Raw genomic sequence first — 25,116 nt, 5'->3', positions numbered from 1 at the left:
CGCGGTGCCCCGCCCCCGCCGCCCGCCGCCGGCGCGGCCGGGCGCCCCCCCGCGCCCCGGGGCGCGCGCGGCGGGGGGGGGCCGCCCGCGGCCGCCCCCCCCCCCCCCCGGCCGCCTGCGGCTACCCGCCGACCGCCACCGGCCGTGAACCGGCCGCCGCCGGCACCGGGCGCTCATCCATCCGGGCGCTCACCCCTCCGAGCGGTCGCGCAGCCTCGGGAGCGGGACGGCCAGGAGCGCCGCCAGAAGGGCGATCCTCGGCGCCAGCTGGTCGATCCGGATGTGCTCGTGCCGGGCGTGCGCGCCCCCGCCGACGGCGCCGAAGCCGTCGAGCGTGGGCAGCCCCCGCGAACCCGGCAGGTTGGTGTCCCCCGCGCCGCCCGCCGGACCGCCGTCCAACTGTTGTCCGAGTACCGCCGCGAGCGAACGGACGTGACGCAGCAGTGGGTTGGTGGAGCGCTCGGGCCAGGCCGGGCGGCTGGACAGCACCTCGGTCCGCACCCGTGCGCCGGGCCGCAGCGCGGTCAGCCGGGCGAGGTCGTCGAGCGTCCGGCGTTGCGCCTCGGTGGTGGAGAAGCGCAGGCCGAGTTCGGCCTCGGCCCGGCCGGCGACCACGTTGGCGCGGCTGCCGCCGCTGATCCGGCCCGCATTGAGCTCGGTGCCGGGCAGGCTGACCAGTCCGCGGACGGCGACCAGCTGGTCGACGAGCTCGTCGACCGCCGACACCCCCTGCGCGGCGTCGTTGCCCGCGTGCGCCTCGCGCCCGGTGACGGTGAGCCGTACCCGGGTGGAGCCGCGGCGGGCGGTCTTGAGACGGCCGTCCGGGTGCGGGGGTTCGAGGCCCAGTACGGCGGCGGCTCCGCGCAGTTGGCGTTCGACGAGACGCCGGCCGTCCGGACTGCCGACCTCCTCGTCGGAGACCACGACCAGGCGGACGGTGCGGTGCGGGCGTTGGCCGAGGTCGGCGAGGAGCGCGAACGCGCCTTCGAGGATGGCGAGTCCGCCCTTCATGTCGACCACGCCGGGCCCGCTGAGGGTGCCGTCCTGTTCGGTGACCGGCCAGTCGGTGAGGGTGCCGGCGGGCCAGACGGTGTCGTGGTGGCCGACCACGAGCAGGTGCGGCAGGGTGTCGTCCCGGCCGTCCCACTGGAGGACCAGATGGTCGCCGGCCGGACCGGGTTCACGCTGGACGGTGGCCCCGGTGGCACGGAAGCCGGCGGCCAACTCCTCCGCGAGGGCGTCCAGTCGCGGCACGTCGCCGCTGGGTGACTCGATCCTGGCCAGGTCCGCGCAGCGTCTCCGGACGGCTCCGGCGAGGGTGCGGGCGCGAGTGGTGAGGGCCTGGGGCAGACCGGGAAGCGCGGCGGTCGGGCCGGGTTGGCCCTCGCTGTCGGGGACGGCCGAAACGTGGGGGGCCGCCGCGGTGGGTGGTGCGGCGGCGGGTGAGGAGGTGGCCGTGGCGAGGGCGGTTCGGGCGGTACCGGTTCCGGTCGTGCCGGGCTTGGCCGCGCCGGGTGCGGCGACGGTGGTCCTGGTCGGTTCGGCCGTGGTGACGGCGGAGGCGGTGACGACGGAGGCGGAGGCGGAGGCGGCGGGGGTGGCGCCTTGGGCAGTGGTGCTTTGCACGGCGGTGCTCTGGGCAGTGGCGCCTTGGACGGTGGTGCCTTGGGTGGCGACGGCAACAGCGGTGGGAGCGACGGCGGTCGTGGGGGCCGCCGACGCGGTGGACGGGCGGACTGCTTGAGGACTCAACGCTCGCCTCCGCGGCCGCCGCCGGTATACAGCGGCCGGGCGGGGCGGCCGGACCGGGTCACCGGGCGGACGGGCCCGGTCACAATGGCGGGACAGCGGCAGGGGCCCTCCGGTCCAAGTGCGCTGGAACGGCTGGGCGGCGTGTGTGGCATGTGCGTCCTCCTCGCTCGATCCGGTGGCCCCGATCGTCCCGGGGCCTCCGTGGACGGCGGCTTCCCTTGCGGCGGGGCGCAGAACGGCGCATCACCGCAGGGAAGCCGAGATGTGAGCCTAGAAGAACCGTTCGGTTTCCTGCGAGGTGGCCCTGCTCCCAGCGTGCCGGAACCGGGATCCGCCCCGGCGCGCGGCCGCGGGAGACGGTCGGCGCACGGCGTACGAATCCAGCCCGGCGCGCGGGCGCGGTCGCCGGATCGCGCCCACCTCCACCATGGACCCGGGGCGGGGGTTCGGCAGCGCGGGACGCCAAGGCGCGCCTTTTCCAAGCCAGATGGGTGATGGCGGATCGGTGGCGAGTACCGCGTGGCGCTGACCGGAGATGGTCGGGACGGGACGATTCGCCTTGAGCCGGGGCGAATGCGCAACAGTCGGGACGGAACGAATCGCGCGGTGTCGTTCGCGGGCGCCGGCAGGACGAGCCGTCGGTCGGACGGGCGGGGCGCGGACGCAAGGGCGGAAAAGCGGGCGGAACGCGGGCGAAAAGTGGGCGCAAAGCGGCGGCGGGTTCGGGACGGGCGACGGTCGGTCAGGCGGAGTCGTCGACCACGCCCGCGTCCCGGGCGAGCAACGCGGCCTGGACGCGGTTGCCGACGCCCAGTCCGGTGAGGATCCGGCTGACATGTGCCTTGACGGTGCTCTCGCGCATGCCGAGGACAAGCGCGATCTCGGCGTTGGAGCGGCCGACGGCGAGCTCGCGCAGCACGTCGCCCTCGCGCGGGGTGAGTGCGGCCAGCCGGCTCCGGGCGGCGACCGCGCGCGGCTCGCCGGTCCGGTGGTAGCGGTCGATGAGCCGGCGGGCGGCGGCCGGGTGGAGCATGCCCTGGCCGCCCGCGACGACATGGACGGCGCGGGCGATCTCGGCGGGCGGGGTGTCCTTGAGCAGGAAGCCGTCGGCACCGGCGGCGAGTGCCCGGTAGACGTACTCGTCGAGGTCGAAGGTGGTGAGCGCGATGACGCGCGGGCCGTCGGGCAGCTCGCGCAGCCGGCGGGTTGCGGCGATGCCGTCGAGCCGGGGCATCCGGATGTCCATGAGGGCGACGTCGATCCGCTGCCGTCCGGCGAGTTCGACGGCCTCAAGACCGTCGGCGGCCTCGGCGACGACGGTGAGCTCCGGGTCCTGGGCGAGCAGGTCGACGAGCCCGAGCCGGACCAGCGCGTCGTCGTCGACGACCATCGTGCGGATCACGTCGCCTCATTCGGTGGGTTCGGGGTCAGGGCCGGCCCCTGGGTCGGGCCCGGGGCCGGTGTCGGTGTCGGTGTCGGGAGCGGATGCGGGCGCGGTGGGAGCGACGTCAGGAGGGGGGTCGCATCCGCCGGGCCGGGGCGGGGTCCCGTCCCGACCGACGGCTGTGCGGGCGGTCGCGCGGGCGGGCGGACCGGCGGCCGCTGCGGAGCGGGCAGGCGGGCGGAGAGCCGGAAGCCCCCGCCGCCGTCGGGACCGGCGTCGAAGTGGCCACCGAGCGCGCCGATCCGCTCACCGAGCCCGACCAGACCGTAGCCGCCGCCCGTACAGGCACCGGACGGCGCCGGGTCGCCCGGGCCGTTGCGCACCTCGACGGTCGTCGTGGGCGCCCCGTACTGGACGCGGACGGTGACCGCCGCGGTGTGCGCGTACTTGCGCGCGTTGGTCAGCGCCTCCTGGACGACCCGGTGCACGGCCAGCCGGTGGGTGGTCGGGATGCTCTCCGGGTCACCGGCAAGGGCGAGTTCGACGTTCTGGCCCGCGCCGGTGGCCTCGCCGACGAGTTCGGCGAGGTCGCGCAGGGCGGGGGCGGCCACGGGCCTGGGATCCGGACCGCGCCGGGCTGGTGGCGTGCCGTCGCCGACGGCGATCCGCTCGGCGTCCGACGGGGCCGCCGCCGCACGGTCGGCGGTGCCGTCGGACGGCGGTGGGGACTGGGCGTCCTGGGCGGCGCGGTCCGGTGGGCCCGGTGGGGCCGGTGGGGCCGGTGGGGCCGGTGGCTCGGGCTGGTCCGGCGGGTCGGCGCGCAGGGCGCCGAGGACGTCCCGCAGGTCGTCGAGCGATCGTGCGGCCGTCGCCCGGAGCAGTTCGAGGCGGTGGGCGAGGCGGTCGAGGTCGTCGGCCACGGTGCCGGCGCGGGCCTGGTCGCGCAGCACTCCGGTGTGCAGCACGAGCAGGCTCAGCCGGTGGGCGAGGACGTCGTGCATCTCGCGGGCGATCCGGGCGCGTTCGGCAGCGCGGGCCTGCTCGGCACGGAGTTCGCGCTCGCGGCGCAGCGCTTCGACCTTGGCGTTCAGGGTGCGGATCAGCGCGCGGCGGCCGTGCAGCCACAGGCCGACGGCGACGGCGGCGGCCTCGACGAGGAGTTGCGACCCGGTGATGCCGACCCCGGCGACGACGGAGTCGGCTCGGATCGCGCTGAGCAGCGCGATCGCGGCCCCGAAGACGAAGGCCGGGCCGACACGGCCCGTCGAGGCCAGGTGGAAGACGCTGAACAGTCCGGGGAACGCGCGGTTGAGCAACCCGCTGAACAGGGCGGGCAGCACCGCGGCGGCGATCGGGTGGCGGCGGGTGAGGAGGAGGGAGAGCGTGGTGAGGGCGGCTCCGGCGATCCGCAGCGGGCGCAGCGGCAGGCCGTGGTCGAGCCACTGGGACGCGGTCTCCTCGGCGAGGAGTATCAGGACGGTGACGAGCAGGAGCGTCTCGGTCAGCCGGCTCCGGTCGGGGCCGTACCAGCCGAGCAGCGCGGTGGGGCCGGGGGGCGGGGTCTCCGGTCGGCGCGCCGGACGAGATGGACGGGACGGCCGGGGTGGACGGGACGGAAGGCCCGGAAGGCGTGGAAGGCGCGGGCGTGGTGTGCGTGTCAGGTGATCGGCGGCCATCCGTTCCTCCCTCCCTTCGCGGTTCAGGGCCCTGATGCTACGACGTGGGGGCGGGTCATGGCCCCTGACGATCGACCAGCAGCACCCTCGACTTTCGTCGGGGGTGCTGGCGGTCGGTCGGCCGATTCGGGGAGGCGGAGGCTTCTCTAGTTTCGGTGATATGACGACCGATCACCTCCGGCCCGATCCCGCTCCCGGTCCCGACCCCGTCTCCGGTCCTGTCTCCCGTCCAGTCCCCGATCCCGTTTCCGGTCCCGGTGCCGGCGTCGGCGCCGGCGCCGGCGCCGGCGCCGGCGCCGGCGCCGGCGCCGGCGTCGCTGCCGCCCTGCCGCAGGCCCTGCCCGTTCCCGCCGAGCCCCGTCCGGGTGGCGGCGAGGGCTGGTTCTTCCTCTCCGAGGCCCTGCGCACCTTCCGGCTGACCGGCGCGGTGGCGCCGAGCGGGGCGGATCTGGTGAACGCGCTGGTGGTCCCGGCGACCAGCCGTCCGGACCGGCCGATCTCGGTGCTGGAGGTGGGGGCCGGGACGGGGGCGGTGACACGTCGGCTGGTGCGGGTGCTGCGGGCGGGCGACCGGTTGCACGCGGTGGAGTCCAATCCGCGGTTCGTCCAACGGCTCTGGGCGGATCCGGAGTTGGCCCGGCGCGGTCAGGAGCTGGGGCTGCGGGTGTCGGAGTGCCGGGTGCAGGACCTCCCGGAGGCCCGCGCGGCGGAGGCGGGTGCGGGCCGCGACGACGGCGGGGGTCTCGGAGCCGGGCCGGTCGCCGAGCGGTACGACGTGATCGTCTCGGGCCTGCCGTTCACCAACTTCGAACCGGTGGAGGTCCAGCGCATCCTCGACCTCTATCTGCGGCTGCTGGTGCCCGGCGGCGAGCTGACGTACTTCTCGTATCTGGGGACGTCGGCGGCGCGACTGCTGACGTCCGGGCCGCGCCGCGGGGCGAAGCACCGGGCGGTGGTGCGGCTGCTGCGTCGGTTCGAGGCGGAGTACGGGCTGGGGAGCCGGACGGCGTGGCGGAACGTTCCGCCGGCACGGGCGCACCTGCTGCGCGCACCGGGCGGCCAGCGGGACTCGGCCGCGGGCCGCAGCGGGCCTGCGGGCGACGGCCCGGCGGGCGGGACGGCGGCTGCCGCTCGATGATGGACCGGGGCCGCCGGCCGCGGCTCCGTGGCGAGCAGCGAGGAGCCCACGATGACAGTCACGATCCGTGACGCCGAGGAGGCCGGCCGGTTCGAGGCGCGGGTGGGCGACACCCTGGCCGGGTTCGCGGAGTACCTGCGCGGCGACGGGCTGGTGGTGTACCCGCACACGGTCGTCGAGCCGGCGTACGAGGGCCAGGGCATCGGGGGGACGCTGGCGCGGGCGGCGCTGGACGATGCGCGGGCGCGGGGGCTGGCGGTGCTGGCGACGTGCCCGTTCATCAAGGCGTGGATGCTGCGGCACCCCGAGTACCTCGATCTCGCGTACGAGAACCGGAGCCGGGTGACCGACTGACGGACGGGGGCCCGCCGCAAGCTGACAAATGACAGCTGACAGATTTCAGATGACAGATAACAGATGACAGACTTTGAAATCTGTCAGCGCCAGGTGCACCCTGGCCCCATGTCCACCACATCCCCCCTCCCCCGCCTTCCCCGGCGCACGCTCGGCGCCACCGGCCCGAGCGTCTCGGCCCTCGGCCTCGGCTGCATGGGCATGTCCGACCTCTACGGCCCCGCCGACGAGGCCGAGAGCATCGCCACCATCCACGCCGCCCTCGACGCGGGCATCACCCTGCTCGACACCGGCGACTTCTACGGCATGGGCCACAACGAGCTGCTGATCCACGACGCCCTGCGCGGCCGCGACCGCGAGAACGTCCTCCTCAGTGTGAAGTTCGGCGCCCAGCGCGGCCCGGACGGCCAGTGGCTCGGATACGACGCCCGCCCGGCCGCCGTGAAGACCGCCCTCGCCTACACGCTGCGCCGCCTGCGCACCCACCACGTGGACGTCTACCGCCCGGCCCGGCTGGACCCGGCCGTGCCGGTCGAGGACACCATCGGCGCGATCGCCGAGCTGGTCCAGGCCGGCCACGTCCGCCACATCGGCCTGTCCGAGGTCGGCGCCGACACCCTGCGCCGAGCCGCCGCCGTCCACCCGATCAGCGACCTCCAGCTCGAGTACTCGCTGCTCTCGCGCTCCGCCGAGGCCGAGATCCTGCCCACCGCCCGCGAACTGGGCATCGGCGTCACCGCCTACGGCGTCCTCTCCCGCGGCCTGCTCAGCGGCCACTGGCAGGGCGACCGCGAGCTGGCCGGGACCGACTTCCGCAGCCACAGCCCCCGCTTCCAGGGCGACAACCTCGCCCACAACCTCCAGCTGGTCGAGGCCCTGCGCGCGGTCGCCGCCGAACGGGACGCCACCGTCGCGCAGGTCGCCGTCGCCTGGGTCGCCTCGCGCGGCGAGGACGTCGTCCCACTGGTCGGCGCCCGGCGCCGCGACCGGCTCGCCGAGGCGCTCGGCGCGCTCGACGTGACGCTCACCGCGGCCGACCTGGCGGCCGTCGAGGCGGCGGTCCCCGCCGGGTCGGCGGCCGGGGACCGGTACGCTGCCGCCCAGATGGCCCATCTCGACAGCGAGCGCTGAGCCGCGGCCCGGCCCGCGGCGGGCGCCCACCGTAGGAAGGGCCGTCCGCACCCGCACCACCCGCCGGCGGCCGCCACCCGGCCGGTCGCCCGTCCGCCGCACCCGGCGGGCGTCACGCCTCACCCGTTAGGACGAACCTCCCCGTGGCCACGGACAGCGCACTCACCACCGAACAGATCCTGAGCGCGACCGAGGACGTCCTCCGCCGGTTCGGCCCCGTCAAGGCCACCGTCGTCGACGTCGCCCGCACCCTCGGCGTCAGCCACGGCAGCGTCTACCGCTTCTTCCCGAGCAAGGCGGCGCTGCGCGAGGCCGTCACCCAGCGCTGGCTCTCCCAGGCCCGCCACGACCTGCAGCTCGTCGCCATCGAGCCCGGCCCGGCCGGCGAGCGCCTGCACCGGTGGCTGGCCACGCTGTTCGCCGCCAAGCGCGAGAAGGCCCTCGACGACCCCCAGCTCTTCGCGACGTACACGACGCTGGTCGGCGAGGCGAGCCGCATCGTCGACGCCCACCTGGCGACGCTGATCGACCAGATCGGCCAGATCCTCCAGGACGGCATCGACAAGGGGGAGTTCCGGCACACCCCCGTCGTCCCGACCGCCCGCGCGGTGTTCGAGGCGACCGCCCACTTCCACGACCCCGCCCACGCCTCCGGCTGGTCCGACCCGGCGATCGGGGACCGGTTCGAGGCCGTCTGGAAGCTCGTCCTGCGCGGCCTGGCCGCCCACGCCTGACGGCCGCCCCCGCCCCGCCCCGAACAGGCCGGACCCGGACACGCCCGGCCGGCCCCGCCGGGCGAAAACCGCTGGCACGCCGCGCCCCCCGACCAGCAGACTGACGCGCGACGAACCCGTCCGAAGTCCCCTCCCGGAGAAGCGCCGTGCGCACCGCCAGCCCGAATCCCGCCCCCCGCCCCGCCCTCGACAGCCTGCACGGCCTCGCCCTCGGCGACGCGTTCGGCGACCGCTGGTTCGCCGTCCCCGTCGACGAGGCCCCCGCCGCGCTCGCGGCCCGGCTGCCCCGGCCCGCACCCTGGCACTGGACCGACGACACCGCCATGGCGATCGTCCTGGTCCGCCACCTGCGCGCCCACGGCGAGGTCCACCAGGACGCGCTGGCCCGGGAGTTCGCGGCCGAGTACACCCGCGAGTACGGGCGCAAGTACGGGCCGTCGATGCACCGCGTGCTGCGCGAGATCCAGGCCGGCGCCGACTGGCGCGAGGTCACGTCGAGCCAGTTCGGCGGCCAGGGCTCGTACGGGAACGGCGCGGCGATGCGGGTGGCGCCGCTGGGCGCCTGGTTCGCCGACGACCTCGACACCGTTGCCCGCCAGGCCGAACTCCAGGCCCGCACCACGCACTTCCACCCGGAGGCGGTCGCCGGAGCGGTGGCCGTCGCGCTGGCGGCCGGGCTCGCCGCCCGCAGCCGGGGACAGGGCGCGCCCGCGCGCGCCGAGCTGCTCGACGAGGTCGCGGGCCGACTGCCGGACAGCGACGTGCGCTCCGGGCTGCGGATCGCCGCCCGGTTCCCCGAGGGCACCTCCGTCCGCCACGCGGCGCAGGTCCTCGGCTCCGGGCTGCTGATCTCCGCGCCGGACACCGTGCCGTTCGCCCTGTGGTCCGCCGCCGGTCACCCGGACTCCCTGCCCGACGCCCTCTGGCACACCCTGGAGGGCTGGGGCGACATGGACACCACCACCGCCATCGCGGGCGGCGTGGTCGCCGCCCGCACCGGGCCGGCCGCCGTGCCCGCCGGCTGGCTGGCCGCCCGCGAAGCCCTGCCGGCCGACCTACCGGCCGTCTGACCGGCGCGGCGCCCTCCTCAGCTCCGGGAGTTGCCGAAGACGATCCGGTAGATGATCAGCAGCACGAGGGCGCCGCCGATCGCGGACGCCCAGGTCGCCAGGTCGAAGAAGTGCGCCGTCACCTCACGGTGCAGGAACTTCGAGGAGATCCAGCCGCCGACGAACGAGCCGGCGACACCGATCAGCGTGGTCACCACCAGGCCGCCCGGGTCCCGGCCCGGCAGCAGCAGCTTGGCCAGGGCCCCGGCCACCAGGCCCAGCACGATCCATGCGACGAAGCTCATCCGTGTCCTCCCGCCCTCCGAACCGTACGACGGCCCCGTGCACGCCGTACTGCCCGCAAGGACGCCGCACCACCGCCCGCCGGTTCCCGCCCCTGGCGCGGCCGGCGACTCGGCCACGCCACAGCGACGAAAGAACCGGGCCGCTCCCACCGCCGTCGTCCGGCTCCCCGGACAGATCAAGTATCCCGACATCCGGACGTGTCCGTCACCGTTCTCCGGGAGGATATTTGTGGGGAATTGCCTCCTTAGGGTTGCGGATGACCAGCGAGAACTTCAATGCGCATTGGAGCAGGGATGGCACCCGACGTCGAGACAGTGACCGCCGAACTCACCGCCATGGCCGCGGCCGATCACCAGGGCGCGCGCCGGGCGAACAGCGACGACCCGGCGGAGCAGTTGGCTTGGCGCCACTTGACCGCACAGCACGCGGATCGCCTCAGCGAGATCATGGACGCGCACGGCTGGCCGACCGCGGACCTGTTCGGCGAGGACGCGGCTCGGGCCGCGTGGCTGATCGCGCAACACGCTGACCGGCAACTCGACGTCCAGCGGCGCGCGCTGCTTCTGATGGAGCAAGCGGTGGCCAACGGCACCGCCAGCCCGCGCGATCTCGCCTTCCTGCGTGATCGCACGCTCGTGAACGAAGGCCGGAAGCAGATCTACGGCACACAGATCGCCGGTGTGAAGGACGGCACGCCGATCCCGTGGCCCTGCGAGGACCCCGAGCGCATGGACGAGCGCCGCAAGGAGGTCGGCATCCCACCGTTCACCGAGTACGTCGCCCAGTTCTCCCCCGCCTGAGCACTCCGGGCACCGGAGGATCAGCTCTCGCCCGACCCGCCGGACAGGCGCCGGCCAGGGTCAAGCAGTGGCCCCGATGCAGGCCAGGATCGCAGCAACGGCCCCAAGAGGAGGAGACACCGATGGGATTGCGACCCGGTCGACGTCGATTCCTTGGCGGGGCTTTCGCAACTACGCTCGCCGCCGTACTCCCCTCTGAGGCACGGGCGTTCGCACGGGGCGCGGACGAACCTCTCCTCACCGGTCGACTTCGGGAGCTTGAGTGGGCGCATTCGGCGCGGTTGGGGGTCTTCGCGCATGACGCGTTCACCGGCAGGACGGTGGAGTACCGCGCGGACGAACTGTTCCCGATGTGTTCGACGTTCAAGACGATCGCAGTAGGAGCCGTTCTGAGCAACGGCACGCTGCTCACCAAGCGCATCCGCTTTACGGACAAGGACGTCACGGACGCCGGCTACGCACCCATCACGGGCCAATCTGCCAACCTCGAAAGTGGCATGACCGTCGAAGAGTTGTGCGCGGCTGCGATCGCACACAGCGACAACGCGGCCGCCAACCTCCTGCTGCGCGAGCTCGGCGGCCCCGCCGCAGTCACCCGCTTCTGCCGCTCCGTCGGCGACCACGTGACCCGTCTCGACCGCTGGGAGCCCGCACTCAACTCCGCAGAACCCGAGCGAGTCACCGACACTACGAGCCCTCGCGCCATCGGCCGCACCTACACCCGCATCACGGTCGGGAATGCCCTCGACCCCGATGACCGCCGACGACTGACCGGCTGGCTCCTCGGCAACACGACGGGCGCCAACCGCTTGCGCGCAGGGCTGCCGAAGGACTGGGCCGTTGCAGAAAAGACCGGCACCGGCAACTACGGCACCACCAACGACGTCGGCATCACCTGGCCACCCGGCCGAGGGCCGATCACGGTGGCAGTCCTGTCGACCAAGCAGGCGCCTGCCGCTCCCGCCGACGAACCGCTGCTCGCAGAGACGGCAGCACTGATCGCAGCGACACTGGCCTGATCAGGCCGCAAGAACAGGGCGCAAGTGTGGCCGCCGGCGCCTCACCCGACGGCCAACGGCTCTACGCACCGCAGGGCCCGAGATCAGCGACCGTCGGAGCCCCGTCTTGCTCCGGCCGCTGATTTCACACCAGCAACGTTCGAAGGCGGTCCAGTCCAGTTCCACCCCGCATAACCACCTGCCCCGGAGAGCCTGGCACCATCACACTGACCCGCCCAGATTGCGAAGAATGTCCGACTCACTCCCGGGGCCGGGCCGGCGGGGTCAGGCGCCGGCCGTGCGCAGGTGGGGGATGACGTCGGTGCCGTAGGCGTCGATGGTGGGTTCGACGGCGTCGTGCATGGCGTAGACGGCGAACTGGTCGACGCCGAGGTCGCGGAGCTGGTCGAGGCGGGCCAGGTGGGTGGCGGTGGGGCCGATGATGCAGAAGCGGTCGACGATCTCGTCGGGGACGAAGGCGGTGTCGGGGTTCCCGGCACGGCCGTGGTGGCTGTAGTCGTAACCCTGGCGGTCCTTGATGTAGGCGGTGAGGGCCTCGGGGACGAGGCCGGAGTGTTCGCCGTAGTGGCGCACGAGGTCGGCGACGTGGTTGCCGACCATGCCGCCGAACCAGCGGCACTGCTCGCGGGCGTGGGCGAGGGCGGCCGGGGAGTCGTCGGCGGTGACGTAGGCCGGGGCGGCGACGCAGACGGTGAGCGCGTCGGGGTCGCGGCCGGCTTCGGCGGCGGCCCGGCGGACGGCCTTGACCATGTACTCGGTGAGGAAGGGGTCGGCGAGCTGGAGGATGAAGCCGTCGGCCTGGCGGCCGGTCAGGGCGAGGGCCTTGGGGCCGTAGGCGCCCATCCAGATCGGCAGGGTGGCGCCCTCGCCGACCCAGGGCAGGTGCAGCTCGGTGCCGTCGACCTCGGCGGTGCGGCCCTCGGCCAGTTCCTTGATGGCGTGCATGGCCCGGGAGAGCCGCTCCAGGGTGGCGGGCGGGCGCCCGGCGACCCGCATGGCGGAGTCGCCGCGGCCGATGCCGCAGACGGTGCGGTTGCCGTACATGTCGTTGAGGGTGGCGAACAGGGAGGCGGTCACCTCCCAGGTGCGGGTGGAGGGGTTGGTGACCATGGGGCCGACGGTGAGGGTGCCGGTCTCGGCGAGGATGCGGCTGTGGATGACGAAGGGCTCCTGCCACAGCACGCAGGAGTCGAAGGTCCAGCCGTGGCTGAAGCCGGCCCGCTCGGCGCGGATCATGCGGTCGATGAGCAGGCGCGCGGGCGGGTCGGTCTGCAGGACGAGGCCGATGTCCATGGTGGGCTCCGGGGGAGGGAGGGACGGGAGAGGGAGGGACGGGAGGGGGAGGGGCGGGAGAGGGACGGGGCGCGGGGGACGGGGTCAGCCCAGGTACTGGCAGGTGCCGCGGCGCAGGAAGGTGCCGTGGCCGGCCCGGCCGAGCCAGGTGCCCTGGTCGAGGACGACGGTGCCGCGGGAGAGGACGGTGCGGGCGCGGCCGGTGAGGGTGCGCCCCTCGTACGCCGAGTAGTCGACGTTCATGTGGTGGGTGGCGGCGGAGACGGTCTGCACGGCGGTGGGGTCGTAGACGACGACGTCGGCGTCGGCGCCGGGGGCGAGGGTGCCCTTGCGGGGGTGCAGGCCGAACATCCGGGCCGGGGTGGTGCAGGCGATCTCGATCCAGCGGCGGCGGCTGAGGTGCCCGTCGACGACGGCCTGGTGCAGGAGGTCCATCCGGTTCTCCACGCCGGGCAGGCCGTTGGGGATCTTCGAGAAGTCGCCCCGGCCGAGTTCCTTCTGGCCGGTGTAGCAGAACGGGCAGTGGTCGGTGGAGACCACCTGGAGGTCGTTGGTGCGCAGGCCGCGCCAGAGGGCCGCCTGGTGCTCGCGGGGCCGCAGCGGGGTGCTGCACACGTACTTGGCGCCCTCGAAACCGTCGGCGCCCTCCTCGGCGAGGTTGTCGGTGGAGAGGAAGAGGTACTGCGGGCAGGTCTCGCCGAAGACGGGGTGGCCGTCGTCGCGGGCGCGGGCGAGTTCGGCGAGCGCCGAGGCGGCGGAGACGTGGACGACGTAGAGCGGGCTGCCTGCGACCTGGGCGAGTTTGACGGCGCGGTGGGTGGCCTCGGCCTCCAGCAGTTCGCGGCGGACCTCGCCGTGGTGGCGGGGCGCGGTGCGGCCGGCCGCGAGGGCCTGTTCGACGAGGACGTCGATGGCGATGCCGTTCTCGGCATGCATCATGATCAGCCCGCCGTTGGCGGCGCCGCGCTGCATGGCGCGCAGGATGCGGCCGTCGTCGCTGTAGAAGACGCCGGGGTAGGCCATGAACAGCTTGAAGGAGGTGGACTCGCCGGAGTCGACGAGGGTGTCCATCTCCTTGAGGACGGCGTCGGTGACGTCGGAGACGATGGTGTGGAAGGCGTAGTCGATCGCGCAGTTGCCCTCCGCCTTGGCGTGCCAGGCGTCCAGGCCCTGGCGCAGGCTGCCGCCGACGGGCTGGACGGCGAAGTCGACGATGGTGGTGGTACCGCCCCAGGCGGCGGCGCGGGTTCCGGTCTCGAAGGTGTCGGAGGCGTGGGTGCCGCCGAACGGGAGCTCCATGTGGGTGTGGACGTCGACGCCGCCCGGGATGACGTAGTGACCGGCCGCGTCGATGACGGTGTCGGCGGTCCAGGAGAGGGCGGCCTCGCTGCCGGTGGCGGCGAGGGCGGCGATCCGCTCGCCCTCGATGAGGACGTCGGCGCGCAGCTCCTCGGTGGCGGTGATCACGAGCCCGCCGCGGACGGCGGTGCGGCGGGGCGCGGCGGCGCTCGCGGGGGTGGTGGACGAGGGGGTCACGGGGTTGGTGGTCACCGGTTTCGCCTCCGTCAGGCCTCGGTCAGCGGGCCGTAGGCCTCGGGGCGGCGGTCGCGGTAGAACGCCCACTGTTGGCGGACCTGTTCGATCAGTCCGAGGTCGAGGTCGCGGACGACCAGTTCCTCCTCCTTGTCGGAGGCGACCTCGCCGACGAAGCGGCCGCGCGGGTCGACGAAGTAGGACGAGCCGTAGAAGTCGTTGTCGCCGTACTCCTCGGTGCCGACGCGGTTGATGGCGGCCACGTAGTAGGCGTTGGCGACGGCGGCGGCCGGTTGTTCGAGCTGCCAGAGGTAGGCGGAAAGGCTGCGGCTGGTCGCGGAGGGGTTGTAGACGATCTGCGCGCCGCCCAGGCCCAGCGCGCGCCAGCCCTCGGGGAAGTGCCGGTCGTAGCAGATGTAGACGCCGACCTTGCCGACGGCGGTGTCGAAGACCGGCCAGCCGAGGTTGCCGGGCTTGAAGTAGTACTTCTCCCAGAAGCCCTTGACCTGCGGGATGTGGTGCTTGCGGTACTTGCCGAGGTAGCTGCCGTCGGCGTCGATCACGGCGGCGGTGTTGTAGTAGACGCCGGGCTGCTCCTCCTCGTAGACGGGGACGACGAGGACCAGGCCGAGTTCGCGGGCGAGGTCGCGCATCCGGCGCACGGTGGGGCCGTCGGGGACGGGCTCGGCCCAGCGGTAGTGCTCGGGTTCCTGGACCTGGCAGAAGTACGGGGAGTTGAAGACCTCCTGGAAGCCGAGGATCTTCGCGCCCCGGGCGGCGGCCTCGCGGGCGTAGCCCTCGTGGAGGGCGATCATGCTCTCCTGGTCGCCGGTCCAGCGGGTCTGGACGAGGGCGGCACGGACGATCTGCGACATGGGTACCTCCGCAACTCCGCGGCCCGTCCCGGGGGCGGGCCCGCGGTTCGAGGGTCGGCGGGCGGTGCAGCCTGCGGTGGATGTCTACGTGCGTAGAGGGTGGGTGCCTCGACCGTAGGCCCGGCCCCGGTCGCCTGACAATACGTCGAACGCCAGGCGGCCGACGCGATCTTGATGTGCGGACACGCGGGGTCCCGTAGGTGGGATGAAACGCTCATCTACCCCGGGAGCGCACTCCTTACTCATTCGGGTGAATCCGGGAGGTGCACGGCCCAGTTCGGGGCAAGAAGCCGGTGACGCTCCTCCGGTCCGCCGCCGGAGGAGCCCGTCGACCGACGGTGGCGGCCGACCGATGGTGGCGGCGCGCAGCGGCTGGAGGGGGTGGTGGCGGGTGGCGACGAGCGAGGGAGCGCGGGGCGCGGGGCGGGTGCCCGCCTGGGGCGGGGTGCTGCTCGGGTTCGGGGTGCCGGTGCCGGCGGTGCTCGGGTGGCTGCTGTTCGTCCACCGCACGCCCGCCGGCCAGGGCGCGCTGGACGTCCGGCTCCAGCTGGCCGGATCGCGGGCCGCCGCCGAGGCCGTGCTCGCCGGGCGGGCCCCGGTCTTCCGCGCCTCGCTGGACGCCGACCTCTGGCTGGTCGGCGGGCTCGCGGTGACGCTGGCGGCGGCCGGGATGCTCGGGGCGTACGTGTTCACCCGGGCGCACTGGCGGCTGACCGCGCTCGTCGCGGGCCTGGCCGGGGTGCTGGCCGGCGGCTGCGACCTCGCCGAGGACGTCCTGCTGGCCGCCGGGCTCGGCTGCGCCGGCCCCGGACCGTCGGGCGGGGACGCCCCGTTCGCCGCGGCCGCCGCGTTCGCCACCCTCAAGTGGCTGCTGCTCCCGCCCGCGGGCGCGGTCGCGGTGGTCGTCTGCAGCGCCACCGTGCACCGGGCGGTGCGGGCGCTGCTGCCCCGGCCGCCGGAGGAGGAGCGCGCGGACGCCGGGGCGGGGCCTGCGCTGATCCCGCCGTGGCCGGTGGCGACCGCGCGCGGCGGGCGCTGGCCGCCCGGCCCCAGGGCCCACGCGCCGCTCGCCCGGCACGCCCGCTGGCGCAACGCCGCCCGGGTGCCGCCCGGGCGCGAGCACGCCCGGCTCGGCTTCTGCGTCTCCGGCGGCGGCATCCGCGCCGCTTGCGTCACCCTCGGCGCGCTGCAGGCGCTGCGCCCCTGGCTGAAACAGGCCCGCTACCTGGTCTCGGTCTCCGGCGGCGGGTACACCGTCGGCGCGATGCAGCTGGCGCTCAGCGACTCCGCGCCCGGCGGACCGGTCCGGGCCCGCTCCGGGCTGGACTCCGACACGGTGCTCGAACCGGGCTCGCCCGAGGAGGACCACCTGCGGCGCCACTCCAAGTACCTGGCCGACGGCGCGGGCGAGTGGCTGGTGGCGCTCGGCACCCTGCTGCGCGGCACGGTCGCGGCGCTCTCCCTGCTGCTCGCCACCGTCCTGGTGCTGGGCCTGGCGCTGAGCCGGTTCTACCACCTGGTCCCGCTCGCCGACCTGGACGGCCCGCCGTCGGTGGTCTCCCCCGCCGCGTTCGCCCTCGCCGGGCTGCTGGCGGCCGCCGCCACCGGGTGGCTGCTGTGGCTGCTCACCTTCTCCTGGCTCGGCTGGAACACCCCGCTGCCCCGCGTGCTGCGCCGCTTCTCGCACGGCGCGCTCGCGCTGGCCGCGCTGACCGCCGTCGGCGTGCTGGCCGTTCCCGGTCTGGCCTGGGGCGCGGTCGCGCTGCAGCGGGCGCTCGCGGTCGGTGCCCGGCAGACCGGGGCCGGCATCAGCCTCACCGTGCTGCTCAGCTACCTGGCGCTGCTGCTGGGCATCCTCTGGCGCGGCCGGCGCGCCATCGAGCAGGGCGCGGCGGTGCTCGGCGGCGTGCTGCGCGGGGTGCGGCGCGGCGGCGCGCGGCGGCGGACCGGCGGCCTCACCGGGCGGATCACCGAGTACCTGGTGCTCTGGTCGGCGCTGATCGCGCTCACCTTCGGCACGCTGCTGACCTTCGGCTGGGCGGTGGCCACCGGGCACGGCTGGCCGCGCGCGATCCAGGTCCTGCTGCCGCTGGTCCTGGTCACGGTGGGGCTCAACCTCGACCAGACCTGGATGGGCCTGCACCCCTTCTACCGGCGCCGGCTCGCCTCGGCCTTCGCCGTCCGGCGGGTGGTCGAGGACGAGGACGGGGACGGGGGCGAGGGCGGGAGCGGGGGCGCGGACGCCGGGGCGGACCGGGGCGGGGAGGTGCTGGCCCGGCCGTACCACTTCTTCCGCGAGCAGACCCGGCTCAGCCACTACGGCGCCCGGCGGCCGGACTTCCCCCAGGTGATCTTCGCGGCCGCGGCGAACCTCTCCGGCAGCGCGCGCACGCCACCGGGCCGGCGGGCGGTCTCGTTCACCTTCTCGCACGACTACGTGGGCGGGCCGGACGTCGGGTACGCGCGCACCGACCTGCTGGAGCGGCGCACCCGGCGGCACATCGCCCGGGACCTCACCGTGCAGTCCGCGATGGCGGTCTCCGGTGCGGCGTTCTCCTCCGCGATGGGCCGCCGCTCCCGCGCCTACCAGGGGCTGTTCGCGGTGACCAACGCGCGGCTGGGCACCTGGCTGCCCAATCCGGCGGCGCTGGCCCCGCTCTGGGCCGCCGACCGGGACTGGCGGTACGCGCCGCAGCCCGCCGTCCGGCGGCTCTCCTACCAGCTGCGGGAGGCCTGCGGCCGGTACCCGATGGACGCGCGGTTCCTGCTCACCACCGACGGCGGGCACTACGAGAACCTCGGCCTGGTCGAGCTGCTGCGGCACGGCGTGCGGACGGCGGTGTGCATCGACGCGAGCGGTGACTCCGCCTTCGCGGGCGCGCTCGCGGCGGCGATCACCCTGGCGCGTGAGGAGTTGGGCATCGCGATCACGCTGCGCGAGCCGGAGCTGCTGGTCCCGGGCAGTGCCGGGGGCGGCGGCGGGCGCGGGGGGAGCGGCCAGCCGCCGTTGCGCGGTCTGGCGGCGCGGCTGGCCGAGCGGCTCTCGGCCCGGGCGGTGGTGGTCGGCGACATCACCTACCCGTGGCCGCTGGAGCTCGGGGAGGCCGGCGCCCCGCCGGACGCGGCGGCCCGGCACGGCACGCTGATCGTCGCTCAGGCCGTGCTCACCCCGGGCATGCCGTACGAGCTGCACGCGTACGCGGTGGCCGATCCGGCGTTCCCGGACGACGGCGCCGGCGACCAGTGGTTCGACCACCGGCAGTTCGACGCGTACCAGACGCTCGGCCGGTACCTGGGCGAGCAGGCCGCGCCGGCGGTCGCGGCGGCACTGGCGGAGGCCGAGGCGGCGGGGTCGGGGGCGCGGGCGGGGTCGGCCTCCGGGTCGGGGGCGGCGGGCTCGGCGACCACGGGAGCCGCCGGTCCGGCGCCGGCACCAGCCTCGACAGCGGCGCCGATGCCGGCGCCGGACCGCAAGACCAACGGCCGGGGTCCGGACCGGACGGGGAGCGTGCCGGGGCCCGGCCGGGCGCCCGGCGCGGAGCGCGGCGCCACCGCGCCCGACCAGGGGCGCAACGGGCAGCTGTGACGGTGCTCGCTTGACTCCTGCCGCTTCCGTCGGGAAGGATCCGGCACATGGACTCCGGCACCACTCTGGTCTGCCGCCTGCACGTCGACCTCCGACGCCAGGCGAGTTCCATCTGTGCCTGTTGTTGATCTTTCCCTTCCCCCTCGGCTCCGCCCTGTGACGTCCCCCAGGGTTCGCGCCGCACAGCCACACCCGTCTTCCTGACGCGCCTTCGCCCGGCGTGAGCGTGCCGTCCACCGGTGTCCCACCCGTGCGGTCCGGTGCGTGCGCCACCACGTCTCCGTTTCCCTCCCGCCTTTCCCGAGGACGCCCGCATGAGCCTGAACCTCGCCCCCGAGACGCCCACGACCGCACCCGACACACCCGCCCCGGCCTCGGCGCCGGCTCCGGCCTGCGCACCCGCCGGGGACACCCGCGCGCCGCTCACCCCGAACACGCTGCGGACGATCGTCCGCGAGCTGGCCGAACAGCCCGAGCAGTGGATCCACCACGTGCGGCTCTCCACCGAGGAGCGCTGGTACCGCCGGCTCGCCGCCGACGAGGACCACGAGGTCTGGCTGATCAGCTGGCTGCCCGGCCAGTCCACCGGCTTCCACGACCACGGCGGCTCGCGCGGCGCGTTCACCGTCGCGCTGGGAGAGTTGGAGGAGCTGTCGCTGGGCGGCCCCGAGCAGGGCCTGCTGATCCGGCGCATCCAGTCCGGCACCGCCCGCGCGTTCGGCCCCGACTACGTGCACGACGTCCGCAACACCGCGTCCGGCCCCGCCGTGACGCTGCACGCCTACTCGCCGCCGCTCCACTCCATGGCGCACTACGAACTGCGGGCCGGCGGCCTGGTCCGCACCTCCGAGGAAGGACCCGACCAGTGGTGACCACGATCGACGACCTGCTCGCCCGCTCCCGCGAGGGCGTCCACCGGCCCGGCGCCGAGGAGGCCTACCGCGCGCACCGCGACGGCGCGCTGCTGGTGGACATCCGCCCGGCGGCGCAGCGCGCGGCCGAGGGCGAGATCCCCGACGCGCTGGTCATCGAGCGCAATGTCCTGGAGTGGCGGCTGGATCCGACGGGCGGTCACCGGATCCCGGAGGCCACCGGGTACGACCTGGAGGTGATCCTGGTCTGCTCGGAGGGGTACGCCTCCAGCCTGGCGGCGGCGTCGCTGCGCGAGCTGGGCCTGCACCGCGCGACCGACCTGGACGGCGGGTTCGTCGGCTGGGCGGCGGCCGGGCTGCCGACCCGTCAGGGAGGGTGAGCGAGCCGGGAGCGGAACCCCGGCCGGTGGTCGGATCCGCACGGGCCACGACACCCGGCGGATCCGACCACGGCTGGTAAATCAGGGACACCAGGGTCGTCAGGTCATAGGCTGATCAGAGTTTCCACCGCCGCCATGGCGGGCAGTCACGCGACCGACAGGCACACCGACCGAGACCGACAGACCGACAGACGACACCATCGGCGCCGCCGCCGGGGACCGCCGAGACGAGGAACACCCCCGTGATCAGATTCGACGGCGCGGGCAAGCGCCACCCCGACGGCACGGTCGCCGTCGAGGGCCTCGACCTCGACGTTCCCACCGGTCGCACGACCGTGCTGGTCGGACCGTCCGGCTGCGGGAAGACCACCCTGCTGCGGATGGTCAACCGCATGGTCGAGCCAACCTCGGGCCGGGTGCTGCTGGACGGCACCGATGTGGCGGCACTGGATCCGGCCAAGCTGCGGCGCGGGATCGGGTACGTCATCCAGCAGGCAGGGCTGTTCCCGCACCGCCGGGTGATCGACAACGTGGCGACCGTCCCGTACCTGCTCGGCTGGGACCGCAAGAAGGCCCGGGCACGGGCGGCCGAGCTCCTCGACCTGGTCGGACTCGCCCCGGAGACCGCCAAGCGCTACCCGTTCCAGCTCTCCGGCGGCCAGCAGCAGCGCGTCGGCGTGGCGAGGGCTCTGGCCGCCGACCCGCCGGTGCTGCTGATGGACGAGCCGTTCAGCGCCGTCGACCCGGTGGTGCGGGCCGGGCTCCAGGAGGAGCTGCTGCGCCTGCAGTCCGAGCTGCACAAGACAGTGCTGTTCGTGACGCACGACATCGAGGAGGCCGTCCGGCTCGGCGACCAGGTGGTGGTGCTGCGCGAGCACGGCCGGATCGCCCAGCTGGCGGACCCGCACACGCTGCTGACGGCGCCCGCCGACGCGGACGTCGCCGCCTTCCTCGGCCGTGACCGGGGCCTGCGCGGGCTCGGGCTGCGCCCCGCCACGGCCGTGGCGGTCCGGCCGATACCGGGCGGACCGGGTGGACCGGGTGGCCGCGCGAACGGCGGGGCAGGCGGGGCAGGCAGCGGGGCGCGCTTCGGCGGGTGGGAGCTCGTGCTGGACGACGGGCGCCGCCCGATCGGGTGGATCGACCGGGACACCGCGGGAGCCGCCCTCCATTCGGCGCCCGGGTTCCGGCCCGAGGCCGACACGATGCGCGCCGCGCTGGACGCCGCCGTGCTCTCCCCCGCCGGGATCGCCGTCGCCCTGGACGCCGACGGCCGGGTGACCGGCACGGCCGACCGCGAGGCGGTGCTGGCCGCGCTCGCGGCCCGCCCGGCCCCGTCCCCGGCCCTGATCCCGGCCACTGTCGCCGACGGCACGGACGCCGACACCGCTGCCACTGCCGCTGGCGACGCCGCCCTCACGGCGGACCGGGCCGCGGCGGCCGGGGCCGAGGCAGAAGCCGGGGCCGAAAAGGACGGAGCCACCGGTGGACGATGAACCGATCATCCGCTGGTACTGGATCGGGGACCACCTCGGCTACCTCGGCGACCTGCTCGCCGACCACGCCGCCATCGCGCTGCTCCCGGTACTGATCGGCCTGCTGCTGGCGATCCCGCTCGGACTGGCCTGCACCCGCTACCCACGGCTCTACCAGCCGCTCGCCGCCGTCTTCAACATCGTCTACGCGCTGCCCTCGCTGGCCGTCTTCGTGGTGCTCATCCCCTACACCGGGCTGGCCACCCAGGCGACCGTGATGATCCCGCTCACCTTCTACGCGCTCGCCGTGCTGCTGCCCACCACGGTGGACGGGCTGCGCGCCGTGCCCGACCCGGTGCGGCAGGCCGCGACCGCGATGGGGTACGGGCCGTGGCACCGGCTGGCCGCCGTCGAACTGCCCGCCGCCGTCCCCTACCTGGTGGCCGGTCTGCGGGTGGCGGCCGTCTCCAGCATCTCGCTGGCCTCGGTGGGCGCGCTGGTCGGACGCGGCGGGCTCGGCTACCTGTTCGTCGACGGCTTCCAGCGCACCTTCCCGACCCCGATCGTGGCCGGGATCGTCCTGATCGCCGCGCTCGCGCTGGCCGTGGACCTGCTGCTGGTCGGCGCCCGCCGGCTGCTGGCACCCTGGGCCGTGCGGGAGAAGGGAGCGGGCCGGTGAACTGGCTCACCTGGCTCGGGGACTTCTTCTCCGACCCGGACCGCCGCAGCGGTCCGAACTCGATCGCGCACCGGATCGCCGAGCACCTGCTGTTCTCCGGCGAGGCGCTGCTCTTCGCCGCGCTGCTGGCCGTCCCGCTCGGGCTGCTGATCGGCTACACCGGGCGCGGCGTCACCGTGGTGACCGCGCTGGCCGGCGCCGCCCGCGCCCTGCCCACGCTCGGGCTGGTGACACTGGCGGTGCTGCTCGCCGGGGTCGGCGACACCGCCGTGCTGGTGCCGCTGGTCGCGCTGGCCGCGCCGCCCCTGCTGGTCGCCGCCGTCGAGGGGGTGCGCGGCACCGACCCGGACGTGCGGGACGCGGCGCGCGGCGTCGGGCTGACGCACCCGCAGGTGCTCTGGCAGGTCTGCGTGCCGTCGTCGCTGCCGACCCTGCTGGCCGGCTTCCGGACCGCGACCGTACAGGTCATCGCGACGGCGACGGTGGCCGCGTACGTCGGGCTCGGCGGTCTCGGCCGGTACGTCGTCGACGGCCTGGCCACCCGGGACTACGCGATGACGATCGGCGGCGCGCTGCTGGTCGTGCTGCTCGCCGTCGGGGCCCAGGCGTTCTTCGCCCTGCTCGCCCGGTACGCGCTCCCGCCCGGACTGCGCGCCCAGCAGCTGGCCGCGGCCCGGCAGCCGACATGACCGTGCCGGCCGCCCGGCGTGTCGCCGCCACTCTGTCCCCTTCGCCGGCTTCCTCACCGTCCCCTTCGCCCTCTCCATGCCGTCTTCGTGCCGTCTCCATCGCCATTTCCTCCGCCCGACCGTGACGTCCACCTCGAAAGGACACCAATCACCATGTCGACATCCGCATCCGCGCCGCTGAGAGCGGTGACGGCCGGCCGTCGCACTGCCGCCCTGGCCGCCCTCGCCGCGCTCGCGCTGACCGCGACGGCCTGCTCCTCCTCCGGCGACGACCCGCTGGGCGGCAAGGGCTCGGCGGCACCGGCGCCCGCCGGCAGCACCTCCGCGGGTGCCGCGGCCGGCGGGACGGTCGTGGTCGGCTCGGCCAACTTCCCCGAGAACGTGCTGCTCGGCTCGATCTACTCGCAGGCGCTCAAGGCCAAGGGCGTGAAGGTCGAGGAGAAGTTCAACATCGGCAGCCGCGAGGTGCTCTACGACCAGGTGCAGAGCGGAAGCCTGTCCGTGCTGCCCGAGTACAACGGCTCGCTGCTCGCCTACCTGGGCAACAAGTCGTCCGACCCGAGCACCGCCGCCGTGAACGCCGCACTGACCAAGTCGCTGCCGGCCGCGCTCGCGATCCTGGACTCCTCCCCCGCCGAGGACAAGGACACCCTGAGCGTCAGCCAGGAGACGGCCGACAAGTACGGGCTGAAGTCGATCGCCGACCTGGCCGGCAAGGCGGGCGAGTTCACCATCGGAGGTCCGCCGGAGTTCAAGTCGCGCCAGGAGCAGCCGCTCAAGGACGTCTACGGCGTGACGTTCAAGGAGTGGAAGTCGACCGGCGACACCACGGCCAACGCGGTCAAGGACGGCTCGGTGCAGGTCGGCAACGTCTTCTCCACCGACCCGAAGATCACACAGCTGAAGCTCGTCCCGCTGACCGACCCGAAGAACCTGTTCGCCGCCCAGAACGTGACGCCGCTGGTCAACAAGGCCAAGGTGGACACGACGGCGACCGCCGCGCTCAACGCGGTGTCCGCCAAGCTGGACACGCCGGGGCTGCTGGCCCTGATGAAGAAGGTCGCGGTCGACAAGGAGGACCCGTCGGCGGTCGCCAAGGACTGGCTGAAGAGCAACGGGCTGTCCTGACCCAGCCGGATGCCGGGTCCGGGAGCCGATCCCGGGCCCGGCAGATCTTCCCTTGACCGGCGCGAACATGACAGTGTGACGACATGCGCACTCGTCTCCTCGCCGCCACCCTCACGGCCTGCGCCGCGGTGAGCCTCGCCGCGTGCTCCAGCTCCGGCTCGGACTCCGGCGCCACCGCGGCCGGTACCACCGCGACCGGCAACCCGACCGGCACAGCGACCGCGACCGCATCCGGCACAGCGACCGCCACGGCGACCGGTACCGCCGCGTCCGACGCCCCCTCGGCGGCCCCGGCTCCGCCCACAACGACCGCGCAGCCGTCCGCCGGTCCGCCCTCCCCGGGGACCACGGGCTCCGCACCGGCCCCCGGCTCCCCGACCGGATCCGCGACGGGTTCCCCCGCCGACCCCCCGGCCGCCCCGAAGCCGGCGCCGCCCTCCGACGCCGGACTACCGGCCGAGCCGGCCGCCGACGTCACCGCACAGCTGGTCGCCGCCCTGCGGGCGATCGACCCGGCGATCGTCGGCGGACAGCCCGAGCAGGCCGTCGAACGGGCCCGCGAGCAGTGCCAGTCGATATATCAGTTCCCTAAGGACCGGGCCAAGTTGATGGAGCTGGTCAACCAACGCTTCACGGATCCCACCCACCCCCAGGGTTTCGGACCGGAGAAGGCGGACAAGATCCTGGACGCGCTGCGCACCACCCTCTGCCCGCCGGCCTGAACCGCCCGGCGAGCCCCCGAACGGCCCGGTGTCCTGAGCTCCGGGCCACCGTGGCCGCGCGCGACGACCACCGCGCGGCCACGGCACAAACCCCGACTCAGACGAGGCTCCAGGCGGTGTCCTTGTCATCGGACGCGATGTACTGGTCCACGGGTTCCTCCTTTCCAGGGGTCGGCAAACATGAGACGCGTGAGCACGGGGCGCACGTCGCGCGGCGGCGGGTGTTCGGCCGCACGGGCGCGGCGGTACGCGGGCGGGCGCCCGGCGGCGGGCGCTTCGGAGTGAGGGGCGTTCCGCGTGGACGCGCGCCCGGGAGAGTCGCCGGGCCGGCGGGCGGAACGCGGGAGAGTGGCAGAACGGATGAACAGGCGCGGAAGCGAACGGACTTGGTCCGGCCGTCGCCCGCCGATGGCGGCGGGTCGCGACCCGGGGGCCGGGGGCTCACCCGTGCGGGCGGCAGGCGCCCTCTCTGTCGAACTTCCAGTCGAGGTCTCGCATACCCCGATGATGTCGGAGCGGGCGGCCGGGCCACAACCGGTTT

Annotated in this window: 23 protein-coding genes; 16 read left to right on the top strand and 7 right to left on the bottom strand. The window is 74.6% G+C overall.

Annotation, left to right across the window (positions count from 1 at the left end):
• Positions 1–189: 189 nt before the first annotated feature.
• The 3 genes from ACFVVU_RS13985 to ACFVVU_RS13975 form a co-directional block, all read right to left on the bottom strand.
• Positions 190–1,626, bottom strand: coding sequence for a M20 family metallopeptidase (locus ACFVVU_RS13985; RefSeq protein WP_387789937.1), 1,437 nt, complete (start codon positions 1,624–1,626; stop codon positions 190–192).
• Between the two features lie 868 nt (positions 1,627–2,494).
• A complete protein-coding gene (locus tag ACFVVU_RS13980; RefSeq protein WP_355362943.1) occupies positions 2,495–3,154 on the bottom strand; it encodes a response regulator transcription factor in 660 nt (219 codons plus the stop codon).
• Positions 3,151–4,812: a sensor histidine kinase gene (locus ACFVVU_RS13975; RefSeq protein WP_387789935.1), complete on the bottom strand. Its 1,662-nt coding sequence runs from the start codon at positions 4,810–4,812 to the stop codon at positions 3,151–3,153. The genes ACFVVU_RS13980 and ACFVVU_RS13975 overlap by 4 nt, the downstream gene beginning before the upstream one ends.
• A 160-nt stretch (positions 4,813–4,972) precedes the next feature.
• On the opposite strand from ACFVVU_RS13975, the gene ACFVVU_RS13970 reads away from it, so the two are divergent.
• The 5 genes from ACFVVU_RS13970 (at position 4,973) to ACFVVU_RS13950 (ending at position 9,239) form a co-directional block, all read left to right on the top strand.
• Positions 4,973–5,950 carry a class I SAM-dependent methyltransferase gene (locus ACFVVU_RS13970; protein ID WP_387789934.1) on the top strand — a complete coding sequence of 326 codons (978 nt, stop codon included), beginning with the start codon at positions 4,973–4,975 and terminating at the stop codon, positions 5,948–5,950.
• 51 nt (positions 5,951–6,001) lie between these two features.
• A complete protein-coding gene (locus ACFVVU_RS13965) occupies positions 6,002–6,304 on the top strand; it encodes a GNAT family N-acetyltransferase (RefSeq protein WP_380687272.1) in 303 nt (100 codons plus the stop codon).
• Positions 6,305–6,412: 108 nt separating this feature from the next.
• The gene (locus ACFVVU_RS13960) at positions 6,413–7,435 is read left to right on the top strand and encodes an aldo/keto reductase (protein WP_387789932.1); all 1,023 of its coding nucleotides are present in this window, start codon (positions 6,413–6,415) and stop codon (positions 7,433–7,435) included.
• A 143-nt stretch (positions 7,436–7,578) separates the two neighbouring features.
• A complete protein-coding gene (locus ACFVVU_RS13955) occupies positions 7,579–8,169 on the top strand; it encodes a TetR family transcriptional regulator (protein ID WP_387789930.1) in 591 nt (196 codons plus the stop codon).
• 146 nt (positions 8,170–8,315) lie between these two features.
• Positions 8,316–9,239, top strand: a complete 924-nt coding sequence (locus ACFVVU_RS13950; RefSeq protein WP_387789929.1) for an ADP-ribosylglycohydrolase family protein — start codon at positions 8,316–8,318, stop codon at positions 9,237–9,239.
• A gap of 17 nt (positions 9,240–9,256) precedes the next feature.
• Here ACFVVU_RS13950 and ACFVVU_RS13945 read toward each other — a convergent pair whose 3' ends face one another.
• Positions 9,257–9,523, bottom strand: coding sequence for a GlsB/YeaQ/YmgE family stress response membrane protein (locus tag ACFVVU_RS13945; RefSeq protein ID WP_355362929.1), 267 nt, complete (start codon positions 9,521–9,523; stop codon positions 9,257–9,259).
• Between the two features lie 294 nt (positions 9,524–9,817).
• On the opposite strand from ACFVVU_RS13945, the gene ACFVVU_RS13940 reads away from it, so the two are divergent.
• Both ACFVVU_RS13940 and bla read left to right on the top strand, forming a co-directional pair.
• Positions 9,818–10,324, top strand: a complete 507-nt coding sequence (locus ACFVVU_RS13940; protein WP_387789927.1) for a DUF6624 domain-containing protein — start codon at positions 9,818–9,820, stop codon at positions 10,322–10,324.
• A gap of 122 nt (positions 10,325–10,446) precedes the next feature.
• The gene (gene bla / locus ACFVVU_RS13935; protein WP_387789926.1) at positions 10,447–11,343 is read left to right on the top strand and encodes a class A beta-lactamase; all 897 of its coding nucleotides are present in this window, start codon (positions 10,447–10,449) and stop codon (positions 11,341–11,343) included.
• Positions 11,344–11,607: 264 nt separating this feature from the next.
• On the opposite strand, the gene ACFVVU_RS13930 is transcribed toward bla, so the two are convergent.
• The 3 genes from ACFVVU_RS13930 to ACFVVU_RS13920 all read right to left on the bottom strand — a co-directional run bounded on the left by ACFVVU_RS13930 (position 11,608) and on the right by ACFVVU_RS13920 (position 15,044).
• Complete coding sequence (locus ACFVVU_RS13930) at positions 11,608–12,636, bottom strand: TIGR03842 family LLM class F420-dependent oxidoreductase (RefSeq protein ID WP_387789925.1); 1,029 nt, start codon at positions 12,634–12,636, stop codon at positions 11,608–11,610.
• 84 nt (positions 12,637–12,720) lie between these two features.
• Complete coding sequence (gene hydA, locus ACFVVU_RS13925; RefSeq protein ID WP_387789924.1) at positions 12,721–14,187, bottom strand: dihydropyrimidinase; 1,467 nt, start codon at positions 14,185–14,187, stop codon at positions 12,721–12,723.
• 14 nt (positions 14,188–14,201) lie between these two features.
• Positions 14,202–15,044: a nitrilase-related carbon-nitrogen hydrolase gene (locus ACFVVU_RS13920; RefSeq protein WP_387789922.1), complete on the bottom strand. Its 843-nt coding sequence runs from the start codon at positions 15,042–15,044 to the stop codon at positions 14,202–14,204.
• A gap of 391 nt (positions 15,045–15,435) precedes the next feature.
• Here ACFVVU_RS13920 and ACFVVU_RS13915 point away from each other — a divergent pair, with 391 nt between their 5' ends.
• From ACFVVU_RS13915 to ACFVVU_RS13875, 9 genes are all read left to right on the top strand, one after another.
• Positions 15,436–18,630 carry a hypothetical protein gene (locus ACFVVU_RS13915; protein WP_387789921.1) on the top strand — a complete coding sequence of 1,065 codons (3,195 nt, stop codon included), beginning with the start codon at positions 15,436–15,438 and terminating at the stop codon, positions 18,628–18,630.
• Between the two features lie 47 nt (positions 18,631–18,677).
• Complete coding sequence (locus tag ACFVVU_RS13910; RefSeq protein ID WP_344330530.1) at positions 18,678–18,758, top strand: putative leader peptide; 81 nt, start codon at positions 18,678–18,680, stop codon at positions 18,756–18,758.
• 186 nt (positions 18,759–18,944) lie between these two features.
• A complete protein-coding gene (locus ACFVVU_RS13905) occupies positions 18,945–19,502 on the top strand; it encodes a cysteine dioxygenase (protein WP_387789920.1) in 558 nt (185 codons plus the stop codon).
• Positions 19,496–19,882, top strand: coding sequence for a rhodanese-like domain-containing protein (locus ACFVVU_RS13900; RefSeq protein ID WP_380685879.1), 387 nt, complete (start codon positions 19,496–19,498; stop codon positions 19,880–19,882). The genes ACFVVU_RS13905 and ACFVVU_RS13900 overlap by 7 nt, the downstream gene beginning before the upstream one ends.
• Before the next feature lie 242 nt (positions 19,883–20,124).
• Positions 20,125–21,378, top strand: coding sequence for an ABC transporter ATP-binding protein (locus tag ACFVVU_RS13895; protein WP_387789919.1), 1,254 nt, complete (start codon positions 20,125–20,127; stop codon positions 21,376–21,378).
• Positions 21,368–22,036 (top strand): ABC transporter permease, encoded by a 669-nt coding sequence (locus ACFVVU_RS13890; RefSeq protein WP_355362911.1) that lies wholly within the window; start codon positions 21,368–21,370, stop codon positions 22,034–22,036. The genes ACFVVU_RS13895 and ACFVVU_RS13890 overlap by 11 nt, the downstream gene beginning before the upstream one ends.
• Positions 22,033–22,725 carry an ABC transporter permease gene (locus tag ACFVVU_RS13885; protein ID WP_387789918.1) on the top strand — a complete coding sequence of 231 codons (693 nt, stop codon included), beginning with the start codon at positions 22,033–22,035 and terminating at the stop codon, positions 22,723–22,725. Before ACFVVU_RS13890 ends, ACFVVU_RS13885 begins: the two co-directional genes overlap by 4 nt.
• 153 nt (positions 22,726–22,878) lie before the next feature.
• The gene (locus tag ACFVVU_RS13880; protein WP_387789917.1) at positions 22,879–23,853 is read left to right on the top strand and encodes an ABC transporter substrate-binding protein; all 975 of its coding nucleotides are present in this window, start codon (positions 22,879–22,881) and stop codon (positions 23,851–23,853) included.
• An 83-nt stretch (positions 23,854–23,936) separates the two neighbouring features.
• Positions 23,937–24,575, top strand: a complete 639-nt coding sequence (locus ACFVVU_RS13875) for a hypothetical protein (RefSeq protein WP_387789916.1) — start codon at positions 23,937–23,939, stop codon at positions 24,573–24,575.
• Positions 24,576–25,116: the final 541 nt, after the last annotated feature.

It is taken from the genome of Kitasatospora sp. NPDC057965 (genome assembly GCF_042887135.1).
Classification (GTDB): Bacteria; Actinomycetota; Actinomycetes; order Streptomycetales; family Streptomycetaceae; genus Kitasatospora.
Note: the sequence above shows the minus strand (reverse complement) of the source record. Positions and strands in the feature narration are given on the sequence as shown.

Excerpts from the sequence above, each read along its gene's own strand:
- ACFVVU_RS13975 (WP_387789935.1), bottom strand. The coding sequence starts at position 4,812 with ATGGCCGCCGATCACCTGACACGCACACCACGCCCGCGCCTTCCACGC.
- ACFVVU_RS13970 (WP_387789934.1), top strand. The coding sequence starts at position 4,973 with ATGACGACCGATCACCTCCGGCCCGATCCCGCTCCCGGTCCCGACCCC.
- ACFVVU_RS13965 (WP_380687272.1), top strand. The coding sequence starts at position 6,002 with ATGACAGTCACGATCCGTGACGCCGAGGAGGCCGGCCGGTTCGAGGCG.
- ACFVVU_RS13960 (WP_387789932.1), top strand. The coding sequence starts at position 6,413 with ATGTCCACCACATCCCCCCTCCCCCGCCTTCCCCGGCGCACGCTCGGC.
- ACFVVU_RS13945 (WP_355362929.1), bottom strand. The coding sequence starts at position 9,523 with ATGAGCTTCGTCGCATGGATCGTGCTGGGCCTGGTGGCCGGGGCCCTG.
- ACFVVU_RS13940 (WP_387789927.1), top strand. The coding sequence starts at position 9,818 with ATGGCACCCGACGTCGAGACAGTGACCGCCGAACTCACCGCCATGGCC.
- bla (WP_387789926.1), top strand. The coding sequence starts at position 10,447 with ATGGGATTGCGACCCGGTCGACGTCGATTCCTTGGCGGGGCTTTCGCA.
- ACFVVU_RS13930 (WP_387789925.1), bottom strand. The coding sequence starts at position 12,636 with ATGGACATCGGCCTCGTCCTGCAGACCGACCCGCCCGCGCGCCTGCTC.
- ACFVVU_RS13920 (WP_387789922.1), bottom strand. The coding sequence starts at position 15,044 with ATGTCGCAGATCGTCCGTGCCGCCCTCGTCCAGACCCGCTGGACCGGC.
- ACFVVU_RS13910 (WP_344330530.1), top strand. The coding sequence starts at position 18,678 with ATGGACTCCGGCACCACTCTGGTCTGCCGCCTGCACGTCGACCTCCGA.
- ACFVVU_RS13905 (WP_387789920.1), top strand. The coding sequence starts at position 18,945 with ATGAGCCTGAACCTCGCCCCCGAGACGCCCACGACCGCACCCGACACA.
- ACFVVU_RS13880 (WP_387789917.1), top strand. The coding sequence starts at position 22,879 with ATGTCGACATCCGCATCCGCGCCGCTGAGAGCGGTGACGGCCGGCCGT.
- ACFVVU_RS13875 (WP_387789916.1), top strand. The coding sequence starts at position 23,937 with ATGCGCACTCGTCTCCTCGCCGCCACCCTCACGGCCTGCGCCGCGGTG.